The following is a 17370-nucleotide window of genomic DNA, read 5'->3' as shown; positions in this document are numbered from 1 at the left end:
GGAGGTATCCAATGGCATCGGTAACCATCGACAATGTGCAGAAGGCCTTCGGCAACGCCAAGATCATCCACGACGTCAGCGTCGATATCGCCGATGGCGAGTTCGTCATCCTGGTCGGGCCGTCGGGCTGCGGGAAGTCGACGCTGCTGCGCATGATCGCGGGGCTGGAAACGATCTCGGCCGGCAAGATCGCGATCGGCGAGCGCACCGTGAACAATCTCAGGGCGCGCGATCGTAACATCGCCATGGTGTTCCAGAACTACGCGCTCTACCCGCACATGACGGTGGCCGACAATATGGGCTTCGCGCTCAGGATCAAGAAAGCCGATCCGGCCGACACCGCGAGCCGGGTCAAGCGGGCAGCGAGCATTCTCGGCCTCGAAAAGCTGCTCGACCGCTATCCGCGCCAGCTCTCCGGCGGTCAGCGCCAGCGTGTCGCCATGGGCCGCGCCATCGTGCGCGATCCGCAGGTGTTCCTGTTCGACGAGCCGCTCTCCAACCTCGACGCCAAGTTGCGCGTGCAGATGCGCGGCGAGATCAAGGCGCTGCATCAGCGGCTCGGCACAACGACGATCTACGTCACGCACGACCAGATCGAGGCCATGACCATGGCCGACAAGATCGTGGTGCTGCATGACGGCCTTGTCGAGCAGATCGGCGCGCCGCTCGATCTTTACGACCGCCCGGCCAATCTGTTGGTCGCCGGCTTCATCGGCTCGCCCGCGATGAACTTCATCCATGGCCACATCGAGGAAGGCATCTTCCGCAGCGCCGGCGGACTGACGCTACCGCTGCCGGAAGGTATCCAGCCGGCCGAGGCCGCGGGAAGGGAACTGGTCTACGGCATTCGCCCCGAACACATCCGGGCGACCGGCCAAGGTCTATTCGGCACAGTCACGCTTCTCGAGGCGACTGGCTCGGAGATATTCGCCACGGTCGACTGCGGCGGGGAGGCGATCTCCTGCCTCTTTCGCGAGCGGCTTGCGTTGAAGCAAGGGGAGAGCGTGCGGATCGAAATCGACCGCGCCTCGGCGCATCTGTTCGACGCCGAGACCGGTCGGCGCATCTGATCGCTGCCGGCCTTCTCTGACCAAGCTGGACGGGCGGCGCCTGGCCGTCCCGGAATGTACTCTTGGCCAAGCCATGCGACATCGATCACGTCAGCGTGATCGAAACTGGCGATCGTTTGGGAATAAACCGACGGTTCCACCGGTCTTCCCGGCAGATGCCGCTCACGGCATTGCAGGAGACCGACATGACCCATTGCGACAATGCGAACGCCGGGAGGCAGGGAGAGGGCATAAACCGCCGCTGGCCCCTGGAGCGACTGAGCTGGACCAAAATGATTTTGGCCTCGCCGTCATGCCACCGGGCCTGACACGGCGGTTCGCCGTTCCGTTGCTAGGCGCTTGACTCCGGTGACCCCTATGCCTTCACCTCCACCAAAGCAGGCGCCTTCGCCTGCAATCGCGATCTTCACCCGCTCGGGCAGGGACAGATCGGCGTCACCCGCTGAAGGTGGTCGCAAAGCCCTGGCGGGAGCGCCTGACGGTGGAACGGTGTTGAGCGAGAAAATGCTGGCCGCGCGTTTTGCCGAAGTGGTGCTGCCGCATCTTGGCGATGCGCTGTCGCTCGCCCGCTGGTTGACCGGCAACGCAGCGGACGCCGAGGATGTCGTGCAGGAAGCTTGCCTCAAGGCGCATGCCGGCATGGCCGGCTTTGCCGGTGGCAACTCGCGTGCGTGGCTGCTGACCATCGTGCGCAACGCCTCCTATACCTGGATGGCGCGCAACCGTCCCCGCGCGGTGGTTGCCGTCGGCGATCTCGCCGATCTCGACGACGTGTCGCCGCCGCCGGATAGCGACTCCGACAGTCCGGAGGCGGCGCTGATCGCCAAGGCGAACTCGGCGGCGGTGGAAGCGGCGATCGCAAGGCTGCCGGACGTGTTTCGCGAAACACTGGTGCTGCGCGACATAAACGGGCTCAGCTACCGCGAGATCGCGGCGATGTTAGGGGTGCCGCAGGGCACGGTGATGTCGCGGCTGGCGCGGGCCCGCAGCCTGCTGATGACAGACATTGGAGGGGCACCATGAGCCCGCGTGAGGATGGATTGCCAGAAGACCCGCAGGATATGAAGCTGATGATCCACGCTCTTGTCGATGGCGAGCTCGATGCCGCGGCCGCCCTTGCCGTCGAGCGACGCATCGCCGCCGATCCGGACCTTGCCGCCGAGCATGCGCGCATCCTCGCGCTGCGCAGCGCCATCGCGAACGTGCCGCGCCCCGAGATCAGCAGCGATTTCCTGGCGCGCATCGCAGCGATCGCAGAGGTGAAAGCTTCCGGCGAAGCCGAGGCCGCGCAGGCCGAAGCTGTGAAGGCAGACCCGCAACCGCAACAGGGCAAGGTCATCGAGATGCGGCCGCGCGCTACGGCACGCTGGTTCAACTCCTTCGACTGGCGCCAGATGGCGGCCTCGATCGTGCTCACGGCGTTTCTCGCCAGCGGCGCGACGCAGTGGCTGATGGTGGAGAATGCGCCCGACAGTTTCGCGGTCGCCGCCGCCAACGGCCATCGCCGCAGCCTGCTTGCGGCAACGCCGGTCGATATCGTCTCGTCCGACCGGCATACGGTGAAGCCATGGCTCGACGGCCGGATCGGCGTGTCGCCGCCGGCGCCAGACATGGCCAGGGACGGCTATGCGCTGCTCGGCGGACGCGTCGAAGTCATCGGCGACAAGCCGATGCCGGCACTGGTCTATCGCCACCACGAGCATCTGATCACGCTGGTGGCGGCGCCGCGGCAGTACGAGGCCAAGCCTGTGCCGGTGGCGGACGATCTCTCGGCCGGCGGCTTCCTCTTGGTCCACTGGACCGACGACGCCTTTTCCTACTGGGCGATCTCGGATGCCGAACGCCCCGCGCTGGACGATTTCGTCGCCCGCTTCCGGGAGGCCGCCGCCGCCAACCCGGCGGCCGGCAGCCCGGGCTGATTATTTGCCGCCGGGCCCATGGAAAGTCACCGGCAGGTGTAGCCGCCGTCGATCGGAAGGTGGATGCCGGTGATCATCGAGGCGGCATCGCTGAGGCGGAAAATGATGGGGCCGGCGACCTCGAAATCTTAGTCTAGATCACCGGCCGCGCCGACCATCTTTCGGTCAGGGTTATGGCCGCCCCGATGACCGCACCGAGGATCAGTCCCACGGGAAGTCCATAAGCCGCGGCGCCGCTGATCATCACAACCGGGTCGTCGAACTGCTGTTCCAAGCGGTGTGTTACATACTGCACGATGCCCAACGCATAAAGCGGCCCGAACACGACGACGGCCGCGAGGCCGCCGCACGCCAGGGCTGCAAGCGCGGCCAATGCGCTCGTGCCCATGCGCTTGGCATTCAACCGCTCGAAATCGAAATTCACGATCGAAAAAATGATGATCGAGGCGCCGATGATCGAACCCGGCAGAAGATACTCGGGTGTTACTTCCGGCCGGTTCATGCTGCCGAAATAGGCCATGAGCACCGGCGCCGTGACCAGCCCGGTGAGCATGCCGCCGCAAAGCGTGCCCAGCAGGATCCGCCGGCTGGTCGGTTGCTGAACAAGTTCCAGGCGCCCGTTCGACCATGTCACCCGCGTGAGGAAAATACATGCGATCCCGAGCAGGCAGGATATGAGCGCGGCCGCGGTTGCGATTTCCAGCGTCAGCACGCCGAGCGATTCCGGTTCGATCCGAGTGGTGCCTCGGCTGTATGCACTCGACCATGCCAAGAAATAGGGGACGCTGATCCAAAGCGCCGCGAGCTGCGCGCCCAGATAGCCGCCGATTCCTCCTTTCTGGAGACTGAGGAGCAGGTGGCTCCGGACGGTCGTTTGCGTGGCATCCGTGTATTTGAAGTTCCCACGAAGCCGCGAATACACGCTTTGCATGCCGAAGAGCAGAATAGCCAGCGAGATCAGCGGCAGCGCGATGGCGGCCGCAAGCTGTTTCCAGGTGACATTCCACGTGGCCAGAAGCAGCGAATAAGGGATGAACGAAAGCAGGAGCCCGAACAACGCCATGATGTTTCCGAAGAAAAGGAGAAGCGACCCCGGATTGAAGAAAAACGGATCCGTCAGCGAAGAGTTGTCCCATGTGCGCTGCTTGTCTTTGGTGATCGCCAACACTTCCTGGCGGACGCGCAACGTGAGATTGAAAAGCGGAAGATCGACCGCGTCTATGTTGGCGACCAGCGCCTGGGTGAATGGACTCATCTGCCCGCTGCCGTCATACGCAAAGCCGCCGGGCGCGGCTGCAAAGGCAATGAAGATATTTTTATTCGGATCTACTTTCATCGCCGTCAGGCCGGAAACGGTGTGCGCATCGTCTTCCGTGTTCTCTATGCGTCCGCCGACGAGCAAGGCCCTCGCATCGTCGATATTGCTGAGTCCGCGGGTTCCGATCTCGCGCTGCGCGCCCGGGTTGTTCCGGCAGGCGTCGAGCAGGACGAGCGTGACGTCGCTCGACATTTTTTCAATGAGCGGCTGAACTGCAACCATGTGCGTAGCCAGCGGTCCGCCATGTTTGTCGAAATCAACGGGCACGACATAGTTCTGGTCGTCGATCTGCAGGCCGTGGCCGGAAAAATAGAACAGACCGACCGATGCCCGATCCGTCTTAAGCCGATCGACGAAACCGTCTATGCTCTCTTTCATGTCTTTCAGCGTGGCGTCTTCAAGCTTGGTCACCTGAAAGTTCAGCGCCACGAGAGTGGCGTGCATGGCCCTGACGTCATTGCAAGGGTTCGTCAGCGCCATCTCCCCGCTGTAGGCGGCGTTGCCCACGACCAACGCATACTTTCCCCCAGCCATCGCCTTGTCCCCAACCGTTCCGTCGATGTTCCTCTTGCTGAATCCGTTTCCGCCGTATCCTTAGTCAGGCGAATACATCCGGCTCTATCTTCCACTGCTCCCAACTGATCTTCATGTCAGTCGGAAAGAGTTTTAGCACCCGCTTCTCACCCTTCGCCTTCGCCGCGGCGTTGTTCGTCCAGGAAGCCTCCCCGCCGAACCTGACCCCTTGGTAGATTGTCACGATCTTCAACTCCGCCACCTTGAGCTCTTCCATCACGGCTTTCAGCATATTGTCAGCGTCCTCTCTCGAGCAGGGCTGCGTCCAATAGAGGTAATCATGGATGATGGCCGCATAGGTGTAGCTGGCCGTCTTTGGCAGGAGCGTCCAGAACGCAGACGGAATGCTGGCCAGGTCGGTAACAAAGCCGATCGGCACACTCACTTTGTGGTTCGTATCAGTGTCTGAGTGCCACTCCAGTGGGTCTCTTGTGTAGTAGTAGTTCCAATCCGAGAACGGCACGACTGCTGCCGGAGGGCCGAGGAACTTCGGTTTTCCAGCGGGCGACGGTTTGGGCTTCACGGCCAACGCGGCGCGCATGAAGACCTGCCTGGCGTCCCTTGAAAGCTCCCCGGCGGTCATGACTGGCTCTCATAATCTTCGATTGTCTTCTTCGCGGCGGCGATTTCCGCTGCGGCGCTTGTCAACGCCGCGGCGGAATTGGTCATCTCGACCAATGTCGTGGCTTGCGACAGGCGGGCCTTGTCGGCTTGCTCGACTATATCCTGCAGGCTGGACAACCTCGATTTCAGCGCCTGCAATTTATCGCGAGCCGCGGTCTGCTCGGCGGCCGTGGCCTGGTCGATTAGCTTTTGCGTCCGGTCGATCAGATCGGCCGTCTTGGGCAGGCCGCCGATCGTCTTTTCGATCTGCGCGGCGGCTTGCGCCCGCCTGGATGTATCGGAATCGGTCTCCCCCGGGCGGGAGCCGAAGTAGAATCCGATCATCGCGGCCAGGATCGTCGATAGCATCGTAAGGATCTGCTTGGAGACATCCTCCTTCAGCCGATGGTCGACACGCGGATAGAAAACCACGTCGTAAAATGACTCGGCCGGCGCTGCTGCAAGCTCGCCGGCGCCTTCAGGCCTGCCTATCCCCGACGGCCTGAGTGCGAGAATGCCGTCAGTTTGCTGTGCAGCCTTTATGAAGGCTTGAGCCTCGGCCAGCGGCAAATGCATGGCCAGCGCCAGCGTATTATGCTCGTCGAAGGGAGAGCTTTCGTCGCTGTTCGTGATTAGAAAACTTGCCAGCACCGACACGATCACAATAAAGGCCATCGTCAAGACGGCCCGGATAGAGCCCTCGGGCAGGCCAAAGGCCTGCTTGGGGTCGAGAATTCCAATCCAGCTGGAGAGAAGGCTGAAGACTGCGATCAGCCCCAGAAAGCTTGCAAGCCCGAGCAGGATGAGCAGCGCAACCGCGCCAAAGCCCGACGTACTATTGTCGATCAGGATGCTATGGAAGACATAGCCCGTGCCCAAAGCCAGCGCTATGCCGGCCAGTACGCTGCCGCCTGCGTTAATAAGATTTATTGTAGAAGATTCAGTTGCCACGTTACCCCTCCCCCAAAGGACAACCAGAATAATCAAAGCATCAGTTTTTTGTCTGTCGGTGTCAATACCTTTGTATATATATGAATAATTGTCATATTTGCCTAATATCATTTGCATGATGAATGAACATTTTAATAGATAAGAAGGGTTTATTTATATATTATGATATATTAACTGTAGTATATGTCCACTATTCTCCACGATCAATGCTAAGAATAACCATGAAGCATTCAATTTCCGAGGGGTTGATTTCGGCGCTGACTGGGAAAAGGAGTAAGAAATAGGCCCGAGATGGCCAGCCCAGCCGTGCGGGAGCTGTCCCGGGTTGGGTGTGATGCCGGAGTGGTGGTCCTGACAGGAATCGAACCTGCAGATCAGGAACCTGCCGCTCTATCCTACTGAGCTACGGGGCCGTGCGGCCCGAATACACAACTCCATCAGCAGCCTTCGCCTGCTGTGAACACCTATTCCACCATGAACCGCGAGCTAAACGGAAGGCTTGCGGCTCCCACCGCCTTGGGCGAGCGCTCGATGTTGCCGGCGATGGCGGTGATGCCGGGCATGGCCTGCTCCAACTCCCGGCAGATCGCCTTGCACACCGCCTGGGGCGCGTAGGAGGACAGGACGACCGAAGCTAGCGGAACGAACTGCTTCAGCGCCCCTATCGACGACTTCATCTGCTCCACCAACTCGCGTTGCCACGCGGTCTCGGCCTCGCCAAACGACGGCCAGTCGGCCCCCCGTTCCCAGAGCTCGGAGGGCGAGCTGCCGCTCCTCCTGATCTCCTCCTCCAGGCGCAGGATGCCGACGTCGAAGCTGACCGCGGTGGCGGTGTTGTAGATCTGATGGTTGAGGATCAGTCGGCTGTGCAGCCGCGCGCCGAGATAGAAGAACAGATAGTCCGAAAGGTGCTTCGCCACGCCGAACATACTCTCGCCGCCTGCGGCGGCGGTGATGTCGTTCTGGACGTAGACCGGGTAGCCGATTTCCCTTTCGACTTCCTCCTGCAAAGCGTCGAACCGTTCACGGGCCGCCATGGGGGTCAGCTCGAGTTCCGCCTGGTCGCCGGGCAAGGCGAGGCCGATGCCGGCGATGCGCGAGTGGAGGTGCTGCGGCAGATCGGCAATGGCCTTGGCGATAGCGCTCATGAATTGCGGATGGTTGGTGTCATGCCTGGCCGCCGAGAGCGGCAGCACCGTGCGCGAGCGGATCGAGCCGACGAAGTCGACAAGCACGACCTCGACCTGCCGGTGGCCGACGCTGATGCCGACGGAATAGGCACCCTCGGGGTTGAGCGAGATCGGCACCGTCGGCGGCCCGACACGGCCGCGTTGGGCCTCGCCCTTGGCAATCAACCCTTCCTGCTCGAGCGAGCGGACGATGACGGACACCGTCTGCGCCGACAGGCCGGTCCGCTCGCCGATCTCGAGACGGGTGATGCCTTTGCTCTGGAGCAGCAGCGACAGCACGAGGCGCTCGTTGTAGCCGCGCACGCTGACGGCGTTGAGGCCGCTGGCGCGGTCCGCGATGCGAAGCGGATTGGGCGGCGCAAAGCGCATGTCAGGCATGGTGTGCCCTCTCGCAATCGGTCGTGTCCAATATGCCGCCGTCACTTTTCATCCCGCCACCCGATTGCTTCGACTTCGCGGGCCAGCGCGCTGCCCAGCAGCGCATGCGCCTGCCTGTTGATGTGGAACCCGTCGAGAGGGTCGCAGGTGGCGACCGAACCCGCATCGAAGAAATGCACTTCGAGCGAATCGGCGATTATCTCGAATTCGAGCGCCAGCTTTCGCGATTTCTCCGGCGCACCGGCAAAGATCGACCGCCATTCCTTGATGTCGTCCAGCATCGGCGGCGGCGAGACGATCATGATCTCGGGCACGCTGCCGCCCGGGCCGGGCTTCAGCTCCTTGATGTCGTAGACAAGGCAGCCCATGGCCATCGCGACTTCCGAAGCCGGCTGGTTGAAGCGTGCCTTGAGATCGTTGGTGCCCAGCATGATGATGACGAGATCGAGAACTGCGTGGCTCTGCAGGCAGGGCCTCAGATATGTGCGCCCGTTCTTGTGGGCTCCCTCGATCGGATCGTCGCGCACCGTCGTGCGGCCGCTCAGGCCCTCCTCGATGACATGCCAGCCGGCGCCCAGCTCCCTTGCCATGACGCCGGGCCAGCGCTCGGCCGGACCGTAGCGGTCCAGCGGCGTGCCGCCGGGTACCTGCCCGTGCGTGTTGGAGTCGCCATAGCACAAGACCGATCGCATGCTCCTCCTCCGATCTCGCCAAGGTTCTGATTTGCAGAGGTAATCGGACGAGAGTCGGTCGTCCGCCACACCGCGACCCTGCCATTTGGCGCAAAGGTAGCGCAAGCGGCGAAAATAATCCATCACTCTGAATAATTATTGACAGCCCGTCGGATCGATGGTTGAAGTGAGCCTGGGAGGAATGCCCCGAACCTTTTGCGCCGACCGGCTGCCATGACCCATGGCGGCAACGCTGGACCATGTCTCCGGCGGCCCTGGCGTACGGGTTGAGCAATGAACTGAAGCAATGCCGGGATCGTCTGGCAGGTGCGGCGCTCGGCCATGGCCGGACGCCGATGGGGAAGTCGTGACCCTGGCTCCAGGGTCGGAGGAGCTTGAGAAGGAGGATGGCTCAGTGAAACGGATAATACAATCAATCGCAGCGGCGGTGATCGCGACAACGATGTTGTGCGGTCCCTCGTTCGCCGACGAGGTGCCCCTGCTGGATGGCGTGACGGCACGTGCCGGCGACAACCCGACGGTCGAGGCGGGGAAGTTCAAGAAAGACGCGCCCTGGGTCATCGGCATGAGCCATTTCGGCGTCAATGCCAACACCTGGACCGTGCAGGTCGCGCATGAAGCCGAGGCGGCCGCCGCCAAGGACAAGCGCATCGCCAAGTTCATCCTGCTCGACGCCGGCTTCGACCAGAAGAAGCAGGTCGCCGACATCGAGGACCTGATCGCGCAGAAGGTCGACGCCATCATCGTCCAGCCGGTCACGTCCACCTCGGCCGACGCCAGCATCGCCAAGGCGGTTGCTGCCGGAATCCCGGTCATCGTGCACACCGGCCGCATCGAGAGCGACGCCTTCACCACCGAGATCCAGGGCGGCGCCGAGCATTTCGGCAAGGTGATGGGCGACTTCCTGGTCAAGGATCTTGGCGGCAAGGGCAACATCTGGGTGCTGCGCGGGCTCGCCGGCCATCCGGAAGACACCAACCGCTACAACGGCCTGCTGCAGGCGCTGAAGGGGACCGACGTCAAGATCATCGCCGAGGAGCATGGCGACTGGCAGTACGACAAGGCCAAGAAGCTCTGCGAGACGCTCTATCTCAACAACCCCGAGGTCGACGGCATCTGGTCTTCCGGCGCCGACATGACGCGCGCCTGCGTCGACGTCTTCAAGCAGTTCGGCGCCAAGATCCCGCCGATCACCGGCGAGGGCAACAACGGCTTCTTCGGCCAGTGGATCGCAGACGGCTTCAAGTCGATCTCGGCCGAATACAGCCCCGCCCAGGGCGCCGCCGGCATCCGCGCCGCCGTGGCCCTGCTCGAAGGCAAGGATCTGAAGAAGCACTATGACTACAACCCGCCGGGCTGGGATCTCGAGAAGGTCAAGAAATATTATCGCGACGATCTCTCGGCCAATGTCTGGTGGCCGTCGGAGCTGCCGGAAGACAAGCTCAAGGAGTTCTACGCCAAGAAGTAAAGGGTGGCGCCATCGTGGCGCGGGCGGCGCTGAGGCTGCCCGCGCCACGGAAAATTCTCCCGGACGCAACGGTGCTTTGGTCGTGAAAACCCCTGTCGCGAAAATCCTTGTCGAAATGTCCGAAATCCGCAAGGCGTTCGCCGGCACGGCGGCGCTGAAGGGAGTCTCGATCGCGCTCCAGTCCGGCTCCGTGCATGCGCTGATGGGCGAGAACGGCGCCGGCAAATCGACGCTGATGAAGATCCTTGCCGGCGTCCATCAGCCGGACAGCGGAGCCATCCTTCGCGAAGGGCGCCAGGTCGTCTTCCACAAACCGAAGGATGCGCTGGAGGCCGGCATCTCGACCGTCTTCCAGGAATTGTCGCTGCTGCCCAATCTGACGATCGCCGAGAACATGTTTCTCGGCCGCGAGCCGGTCACGGCCTTTGGCGGCGTCGACCACCGGCGCATGCGGCGCGAGGCGGGCAAGGCGCTTGCCGAACTCGGTCTCAGGCTCGATCCGGGTACGCTCGTCTCCAGGCTCAGCATTGCGGAGCGGCAATTCGTCGAGATCGCGCACGGCATCATGACCGATGCCAGCGTGTTCATCCTCGACGAGCCGACGGCGGCGCTGAATGCCGCCGATGTCGAAATCCTGAACCGCCATATCCGCAGGCTGAAGGATGAGGGCAAGGCGGTGGTCTACATTTCGCACCGCATGGACGAGATCTTCGCCATCTGCGACACCGTCACGGTTCTCAAGGACGGCGAGCTCGTCGGCACCAGAGCAATCGCCGAGATGACGCCGGCGTCGCTGATCGCGATGATGGTCGGCCGCGAGCTTACCGACCTCTTTCCGCAACGCGGCGATGCTTCGGGACCGGTTGTGCTTTCGGTCGAGGATTTCCGGATCACCGAGCGTTCCAGACCGTTCTCGCTGTCGCTCAGCCGCGGCGAGATCGTCGCGCTGGCCGGCCTGGAAGGGCAGGGCCAGCAGCGCTTCCTGCGCTCGCTGGTCGGCCAATACCATCCTTTCGCCGGCCGTGTGACGATCAAGAACAAACCGTTGTCGCTGCCGGTGTCGCCCGGCGGCGGCGTACGCCGCCTGCAAGCGATGGGCGTCGGCTTCGTGCCGGAGGATCGCAAGGAGGACGGGCTGTTCCTCGGCCTCTCCGTGGCGCACAACATTGCCGCCGCGCTCCATTCGAAACGGTCGGAATTAGCTTTTGCCGCAGGCTATCAGCGACTGATCGCCGACACGATGTCGAGCCTTGCGGTGAAGGCCAGCGGTCCGGCCGCCGCCGTCGGCACGCTGTCCGGCGGCAACCAGCAGAAGGTGCTGCTCGGCCGCTACCTCTGCGCCGACATCGACATCCTGCTCGTCGAGGAGCCGACGCGCGGCGTCGACATCGGCGCAAAATCCGAGATCTACCGGCTGCTGCGCGACTTTGCGCTGAAGGGCGGCGCTGTCTTGGTGCTGTCGCGCGAGACGGTCGAGCTTATCGGGCTCTGCGACCGCATCTGCGTCGTCCACAACGACACCATCGTGACGGAAATGCCGGCGGCCGACGCCACGGAGCACAACATCCTCGATGCGGCGCTCAGCGCCAACGGGGAGGCCAATGGGGCGAGAGGTGAGCGCCGATGACAGCCTTGAGCAGGCGCCTGACGGGCGCAAGGGGATCGCGGCAGGGCATGTGGGTGCTGCCCTTGTTGATCGCGTTGGCGATCGCGCTCTGGCTGAGCCTCGAGACCGCGCAGTTCCTCAACGGGGAGAATCTGCTCAATCTGGTGCCGCAGGCGATGCCGCTCGTCATCACGGCGGTGGGCCAGATGTTCGTCATCCTGCTCGGCGGGCTCGACCTTTCGGTCGGATCGATGATCAGCTTCACGACGGCAGTGTTTGCGCTTGGCGGACCCGGCTGGGTGCTGATCCCGGCCGTGTTCGTGCTGGCGGCCTTGGTGGGCTTCACCAACGGCTTCATCATCACGCGCTTCAACGTGCATCCGATCATCGCGACGCTGTCGATGCAGTACATTTTGCTCGGCATCACGCGGGTGCTGCGGCCGGTGTCCGGCGGCACGGTGCCCGATATCGTCATCAGCGCCGTGGCCGGCTCCTTCCTCGGGGTGCCCTTGCCGATATTCTGGGGGATATTCACCCTCCTGGTCGCCTGGAAGCTGCTCTACGGCTCGCGCTTCGGACTGCACCTTTTCGCCATCGGCGGCGGCGTGTCGTCCGGCGTGGAGGATGCGGCGCATAATTTCGGCATCGCCGACAGGCGCAACATCGTGCTGGCCTATGTGATCTGCGCCTGCTTCGCGGCCCTTGCCGGCGTCTTCCTCGCCGGGCGCATCGTCTCCGGCGACCCGAATGTCGGGCTGCTCTTCGAGCTCGACGCTATCACGGCCGTCGCCATCGGCGGCACCCAGCTTTCCGGCGGCATCGGCAGCCTGCACGGCACGGTGATCGGCGCGCTCGTCATGGCGCTGCTCGCCAACGGCATGAACCTGACGAATGTGTCGCCCTTCATCCAGACCACCATCAAAGGGGCGATCCTGCTTCTGGTGGTCGCCCTGCAATCGCGCAAGAAGATGGGGCTGTAAGTGGCTGCCGCGCTCGCCAATCCCGTCATGCGCCGCCTGCTTCGCATCCCGCCGGCATACTACGTCTTTGCCGTGCTGCTTTTGGTTCTGTGGATCGCGCGGCCGAACATGCTCAACCTCAACGTCATGGGCATATTCGTGCGCCAGATCGTGCCGCTCGGCATATTGGTGCTCGGCCAGCTTCTGGTGATGCGGGTGCGGAGCATCGACCTATCGGGCGGCGGGGTCATCCTGCTCATCAACTATACGATCTCGTCCGGCGTCTTTCCCGGCGCCTCGATGACGTTCTTCGTCGCCCTGGCGCTGGCCATCGGCCTTGCCGTCGGCCTCTTCAACGGCCTGATGGTCGGGGTCAGGCGCGTCTCGGCCGTCATCGTCACGCTGGCGGTCGGGATCGTGCTCGTCGGGATCGTGCAATACCTGTCCAGCGGCAAGCCGCCCGGAGACGTGCCCGGCATGTTCGGCGACATCTACAACACCAAGCTCGGCTCGCTGCCGACGCCTGTGATCTTCTGGGTGGCGGTTTCGGCCGCGCTGTCGCTTTTCCTGTCGCGCACGGTCTTCGGCCGCTACGTGACCTCGGTCGGCGAAAGCGTTCAGGCCGCGCATTTCTCCGGCGTTCCGGTCGCCCGCACGGTGGTGCTCGCGCACACGCTTGCCGGCCTGTTCGCCGGCATTGCCGCCCTGGTCCAGACGGCCTCGATCGCCGTCGGCAGCGTCAGGGTCGGTCTCGACCTGCCGATCCTGGCGGTCGCAGCCACCATCCTTGGCGGCGTCGTCTTCGGCCGTGGAGAAGGCGGCGTCTGGGGTCCCTTCTTCGGCGTGCTGTCGTTTGCGCTGCTGTTCGTCGTGATGACCACCTTCGGCGTCGACGAGCCCGGCAAGCTGATTGCGCAGGGCCTCATCATCCTGCTCGCGGCAATCCTCTACGGGATCAGGAGCAGGTCAACGTGACGGCATTTTTGAGGGGACGAGGCCGGAACGGCCAATGATCAATCGCATACGGGAAAATGGATTGGAGACATGACCAAGAGATCGATTTTGTGTTTTGGAGACTCGCTGACCTGGGGCTGGATTCCGGTCATGGAGGGTTCGCCGAGCCACCGCTATCCCTATCAGGACCGCTGGACTGGCGCGATGGCCTCGCATCTGGGCGACAGCTATCACGTGATCGAGGAAGGCTTGAGCGCGCGTACCACCAGCCTTGACGATCCCAACGATCCGCGCCTCAACGGCAGCGCCTATCTGCCGTCGGCTATCGCCAGCCACCTGCCGCTCGACCTCGCCATCGTCATGCTCGGCACCAACGACACCAAGTCGTTCTTCCGCCGCACGCCCTATGAGATCGCCAATGGCATGGCCAAGCTCGTCGGCCAGATCCTGACCAGCGCCGGCGGCGTCGGCACGCCTTATCCGGCCCCGCAGGCGCTGGTGATCGCGCCGCCGCCGCTGACCCCGATGCCGCATCCCTTCTTCCAGGGCATGTTCGCCGGCGGCCATGAAAAGACCGCCGCGCTCGCGGCCGAGTATCGCGCAATGGCCGATTTCGCGAAGGTCGATTTCCTGAACGCCGGGGATTTCATCACCACCGACGGCTGTGACGGCATCCACTTCACAGCGCAGAACAACCACGACCTGGGCAAGGCGATAGCCGCCAAGGTCCAGGAGATCTTCGCGCGACAGCCCGATCGCAAGGTTGCCTGAGGATCGCAGTCCCTTGCCGCGTATCGGCCCCTCCAGACCGATGCGCCGATTGCGGGACCGGCGCGGCACCGTCGGCCCGCATTTTTTCAAAGCCCGGGCGGAGGCCGCGCAACTCGCAATCGGCGTCTCGATAGCATGCTGCCAATGCTGCACTCCCGGCGCTGCGGCGGCTACCCGCGTCCTTGATACACCGGATTCATCCGCTAGCTATTTTAGAAAGGGCCATAGTCGCGAATTTTGCTTGGGGGCGGGAGCGGTTGTGCCGTTCTATCTGTATGCCGCGGAAAGACGGCTGGCCGACGCACCTTTGGAGGTCGCCGTGCATCAATCCCCTGGATTCAGCTTGGCATGTTTCGCATTCGCCTGCGCGATCGCGGTCGCTGGCGCAGGAGCCGCGGCCGGCGGCGAGCACGGCGGAGGGCGTGGCGCCGGCGGCCATCATGGCAATGACGGAAGCCATGGCGCTGGCAGCCAGCACGAAGGTCGCAACAGCGGCGCGCACAAAGGCCCGGGGGACGATCCTGACGTCTCCAGCGGTGATCCTCCGCCGGCCGACGGGACCAGCACTTTTACAACGGGGTCAACTAAGGCGGCCACAGCCGCCAGTGTCGTCCCCTCCGCAGACGGCGGACAGTCGCTCGACCTCCCGCCCACTCTGCAGCCTCCCGGCGACAGCACCATTCCATCAACAATCCATCCAATCGAAGTGCCGGGTGTCCCGGATGATGTCGTTCGCGCCTGTTATGATGCAATCAAATCGGCCGCGGCCCCCTTCGGCCCGGTTAGTGTGCGCGTCGGCAGCGCAGGTTCCCTACATCGATTGAGCTCAAACACGATCTCGGCCCCCGTTCAGGTCAGCATCGACTATGTACATCAAGGCCGCGTGGAGACGCGTCAGGCGCCGGTCGAGTGCGAGTTGAACGCCGAAGGCAGCGTGATCGGGCTGACATAGCGTATGGAGCGGAACTCCTCGCCGACGAGAACAGGATGAATTCGAACGGGCAATTCTTTCCCGTCTCCAGCGTCTCCCCCCACGTCGTTGCGTCCTGCCTCAGTTGCTGCCGGGCTATAGTCTCAAGCCTTCAAACATGGACCGCCCAGTCGTTTTGGAACTCAGTCCAACGCAAAGTGTCTTGGCCAGAGCGAATAAGGCAGCGTGATAGATCGTACGCGGGTCACCCGCGAGGTATTGCGAACCTTGCTGCGCACAGCTTTCTGGCTGACAGCCTTAACCTGGCCCGTGGCGTCTGATGTGCGACCAGAACGCGGCTTCAGCGGCGCCTCGTTCTGCGCGGCGCGACGCTCAGCCCTGAGCCTGTCATTGTCCGCGCGGGCGGCCGCCAAGTCGCGGGCTAGAGAAACAGTGGCCTCCCGTTGCTCGTCCAGAGCCTCGTTCAACCTGGTGACCGGCACCAGAAGGGCTCGGGCGGCGTCGCGCTCGAGGCGGGCTCTGTTGAGATCCTCCTGGGTCGAGACAGCTGCAGCGCGTTCTCGCGCCAAAGCCTGCGTCGCCTCGGCTGCACCCTCCTCGGCACGCTCTTTGGCTGAGACTGCTGCGGTTCGTTCCTGTTCGGCCATGTCGCGCCCGAGGCGGGCTTTTTTCAGCTCCTCACGAACCGACGCTGCCGCAGCGCGTTCTCGCGCCAGAGCTTGCGCCGTCTCGGCTGCGGTCTGCTCCACCCGCTCTCTCGCTGCCGCTGCACCGGTCCGCTCGCGCTCGGCCGCGTCCGCGCGCTCCACGAGCGCCGCATTGGATCGTGCCATTTCGGCGACGTCGCCGCGAAGGCCCGCCGACTTCCGGCGCTCGTCGTCAAGCACTCCGCTCGCTTGCGCCAGCGAAGCCTCGGCCTTGGCGCGATCCTCGGCGGTCTTGGCCTCAAGCTGTTCAATTTGCGCCCGCGCTTGCGATAGATCGCGCGCCATTCGTTCGGTTCGCTGTCGCTGCAGATGAGCAGCGGGCATCGCCGTAACGACATAGTCGATGGCCCTGCCCAGCAGCGTGTGTGCGTCTCCCGCAATGCGCCGCAATGCGTCGAACGCGCGGGCTGCCGCGAGTTCGTTGCGAAATCGCTCCTCGCGCGTTTTGTCGGCTTCCGTCATGCTTGTCCTTAGCGAGTCGATCTGCTTGCGCGACTCGAAGAGCGCACTCTGCAGGGCCGCGCTCCTGGCGCGCTCAGCTTCCACAGCTTGGTGTTCCTGGCCCGCCAATTCCCTCGCCGCGGCTGCCTGAACGCGGGCGGCCTCGGCTTGCGCCGTGGCAGCGGTGATATCCGGGCTGAGCAATCCGGCATTCGTGCGCTCGTCGATCCGGGCTGGTCCACGCAAATCCGGTGCGGCACTCGCCGGAAGCTCCAAGGGGCGCGAAAGGTCGGAGTGGCCCTGGGCCTGCGAAATGGCGGGGGCGCTTTCGACCAAGTTCTGCCTCGTCATCGCATAACCAAGCGGCACGGCCAGGCAGATTGTGGCGACGCCCAGGCGGGACGCAAGACCGATCGGCCTGCGAGCGGCAGGAGGTGAGGCCGTCGCGAGGGTCGTCGCGGCAGCGAAAGCATTGGGCTGGACCCCTTGCGAGCTCTCGCAGGCTTCAGGGTTCGCGTCGAAATACTCAATTCGCACCCCAAGCTGACGGCCGACATCCTGGGGCCGAACATCGGGGTCTGAAGGCACGGCAGACCGAGAAGGCTCGGTTGCAAGGTCGACCGGGCGCTCCCATACCCAAGAAGGCAAATCGAGGGGAGAAGACCCGTATTCGTTCAGATAGGCAGACGGTTTCGGGCGACGCCGTCGCACCGCGGCAAGGATACGCCGGAGCACAAGATAGACGCCCAAAAGTATCACTACCCCGCCTAGGACGACGAAATCTGCATCGTTTGCATAAAATCCGGCAAGATGATCTGGCATCGCCGTGCCCGTTCAGT

General features: G+C 63.4%; 15 protein-coding genes. 9 read left to right on the top strand and 6 right to left on the bottom strand.

Annotated elements, in window-relative coordinates; all coding sequences use genetic code 11:
* Positions 1–11: 11 nt before the first annotated feature.
* From ABID26_RS26785 to ABID26_RS26775, 3 genes are all read left to right on the top strand, one after another.
* Positions 12–1070: an ABC transporter ATP-binding protein gene (locus tag ABID26_RS26785; protein WP_292299692.1), complete on the top strand. Its 1059-nt coding sequence runs from the start codon at positions 12–14 to the stop codon at positions 1068–1070.
* 492 nt (positions 1071–1562) lie between these two features.
* A complete protein-coding gene (locus tag ABID26_RS26780) occupies positions 1563–2093 on the top strand; it encodes a sigma-70 family RNA polymerase sigma factor (protein WP_292299693.1) in 531 nt (176 codons plus the stop codon).
* Positions 2090–2989: an anti-sigma factor family protein gene (locus ABID26_RS26775; RefSeq protein ID WP_292299694.1), complete on the top strand. Its 900-nt coding sequence runs from the start codon at positions 2090–2092 to the stop codon at positions 2987–2989. Before ABID26_RS26780 ends, ABID26_RS26775 begins: the two co-directional genes overlap by 4 nt.
* Positions 2990–3122: 133 nt before the next feature.
* Here ABID26_RS26775 and ABID26_RS26770 read toward each other — a convergent pair whose 3' ends face one another.
* The 5 genes from ABID26_RS26770 to ABID26_RS26750 form a co-directional block, all read right to left on the bottom strand.
* Positions 3123–4841: a caspase family protein gene (locus ABID26_RS26770; protein ID WP_292372926.1), complete on the bottom strand. Its 1719-nt coding sequence runs from the start codon at positions 4839–4841 to the stop codon at positions 3123–3125.
* Between the two features lie 64 nt (positions 4842–4905).
* Positions 4906–5463 (bottom strand): DUF1353 domain-containing protein, encoded by a 558-nt coding sequence (locus ABID26_RS26765; RefSeq protein WP_292299697.1) that lies wholly within the window; start codon positions 5461–5463, stop codon positions 4906–4908.
* The gene (locus ABID26_RS26760; RefSeq protein WP_292299698.1) at positions 5460–6434 is read right to left on the bottom strand and encodes a hypothetical protein; all 975 of its coding nucleotides are present in this window, start codon (positions 6432–6434) and stop codon (positions 5460–5462) included. Before ABID26_RS26760 ends, ABID26_RS26765 begins: the two co-directional genes overlap by 4 nt.
* A gap of 464 nt (positions 6435–6898) precedes the next feature.
* Positions 6899–8002 (bottom strand): ROK family transcriptional regulator, encoded by a 1104-nt coding sequence (locus ABID26_RS26755; RefSeq protein ID WP_292299699.1) that lies wholly within the window; start codon positions 8000–8002, stop codon positions 6899–6901.
* A gap of 41 nt (positions 8003–8043) precedes the next feature.
* Positions 8044–8694 (bottom strand): SGNH/GDSL hydrolase family protein, encoded by a 651-nt coding sequence (locus ABID26_RS26750; RefSeq protein WP_292299700.1) that lies wholly within the window; start codon positions 8692–8694, stop codon positions 8044–8046.
* 442 nt (positions 8695–9136) lie between these two features.
* Between ABID26_RS26750 and ABID26_RS26745 the strand changes: the two genes are divergently transcribed.
* From ABID26_RS26745 to ABID26_RS26720, 6 genes are all read left to right on the top strand, one after another.
* A complete protein-coding gene (locus ABID26_RS26745) occupies positions 9137–10162 on the top strand; it encodes an ABC transporter substrate-binding protein (RefSeq protein WP_354417086.1) in 1026 nt (341 codons plus the stop codon).
* Positions 10163–10277: 115 nt separating this feature from the next.
* Positions 10278–11789 (top strand): sugar ABC transporter ATP-binding protein, encoded by a 1512-nt coding sequence (locus ABID26_RS26740; protein WP_292299712.1) that lies wholly within the window; start codon positions 10278–10280, stop codon positions 11787–11789.
* A complete protein-coding gene (locus ABID26_RS26735; protein ID WP_292299702.1) occupies positions 11786–12748 on the top strand; it encodes an ABC transporter permease in 963 nt (320 codons plus the stop codon). The genes ABID26_RS26740 and ABID26_RS26735 overlap by 4 nt, the downstream gene beginning before the upstream one ends.
* 27 nt (positions 12749–12775) lie before the next feature.
* Complete coding sequence (locus ABID26_RS26730) at positions 12776–13702, top strand: ABC transporter permease subunit (RefSeq protein WP_189521533.1); 927 nt, start codon at positions 12776–12778, stop codon at positions 13700–13702.
* A gap of 69 nt (positions 13703–13771) precedes the next feature.
* The gene (locus tag ABID26_RS26725; RefSeq protein WP_292299703.1) at positions 13772–14452 is read left to right on the top strand and encodes an SGNH/GDSL hydrolase family protein; all 681 of its coding nucleotides are present in this window, start codon (positions 13772–13774) and stop codon (positions 14450–14452) included.
* A 259-nt stretch (positions 14453–14711) separates the two neighbouring features.
* Entirely contained in the window at positions 14712–15404 is a 693-nt protein-coding gene (locus ABID26_RS26720) for a hypothetical protein (RefSeq protein WP_292299704.1), read from the top strand.
* Positions 15405–15565: 161 nt separating this feature from the next.
* On the opposite strand, the gene ABID26_RS26715 is transcribed toward ABID26_RS26720, so the two are convergent.
* Positions 15566–17353, bottom strand: a complete 1788-nt coding sequence (locus ABID26_RS26715) for a coiled-coil domain-containing protein (RefSeq protein ID WP_292299705.1) — start codon at positions 17351–17353, stop codon at positions 15566–15568.
* Between the last annotated feature and the right edge of the window lie 17 nt (positions 17354–17370).

Source organism: Mesorhizobium shonense (assembly GCF_040545255.1).
GTDB lineage: Bacteria > Pseudomonadota > Alphaproteobacteria > Rhizobiales > Rhizobiaceae > Mesorhizobium > Mesorhizobium shonense.
This window is presented reverse-complemented; position numbering and strand designations above follow the sequence as displayed.

Coding starts and splice junctions, on each gene's coding strand:
- ABID26_RS26775 (WP_292299694.1), top strand. CDS start 2,090: ATGAGCCCGCGTGAGGATGGATTGCCAGAAGACCCGCAGGATATGAAG.
- ABID26_RS26765 (WP_292299697.1), bottom strand. CDS start 5,463: ATGACCGCCGGGGAGCTTTCAAGGGACGCCAGGCAGGTCTTCATGCGC.
- ABID26_RS26730 (WP_189521533.1), top strand. CDS start 12,776: ATGCGCCGCCTGCTTCGCATCCCGCCGGCATACTACGTCTTTGCCGTG.
- ABID26_RS26745 (WP_354417086.1), top strand. CDS start 9,137: ATGTTGTGCGGTCCCTCGTTCGCCGACGAGGTGCCCCTGCTGGATGGC.
- ABID26_RS26740 (WP_292299712.1), top strand. CDS start 10,278: ATGTCCGAAATCCGCAAGGCGTTCGCCGGCACGGCGGCGCTGAAGGGA.
- ABID26_RS26770 (WP_292372926.1), bottom strand. CDS start 4,841: ATGGCTGGGGGAAAGTATGCGTTGGTCGTGGGCAACGCCGCCTACAGC.
- ABID26_RS26725 (WP_292299703.1), top strand. CDS start 13,772: ATGACCAAGAGATCGATTTTGTGTTTTGGAGACTCGCTGACCTGGGGC.
- ABID26_RS26715 (WP_292299705.1), bottom strand. CDS start 17,353: ATGCCAGATCATCTTGCCGGATTTTATGCAAACGATGCAGATTTCGTC.
- ABID26_RS26755 (WP_292299699.1), bottom strand. CDS start 8,002: ATGCCTGACATGCGCTTTGCGCCGCCCAATCCGCTTCGCATCGCGGAC.
- ABID26_RS26785 (WP_292299692.1), top strand. CDS start 12: ATGGCATCGGTAACCATCGACAATGTGCAGAAGGCCTTCGGCAACGCC.
- ABID26_RS26750 (WP_292299700.1), bottom strand. CDS start 8,694: ATGCGATCGGTCTTGTGCTATGGCGACTCCAACACGCACGGGCAGGTA.
- ABID26_RS26735 (WP_292299702.1), top strand. CDS start 11,786: ATGACAGCCTTGAGCAGGCGCCTGACGGGCGCAAGGGGATCGCGGCAG.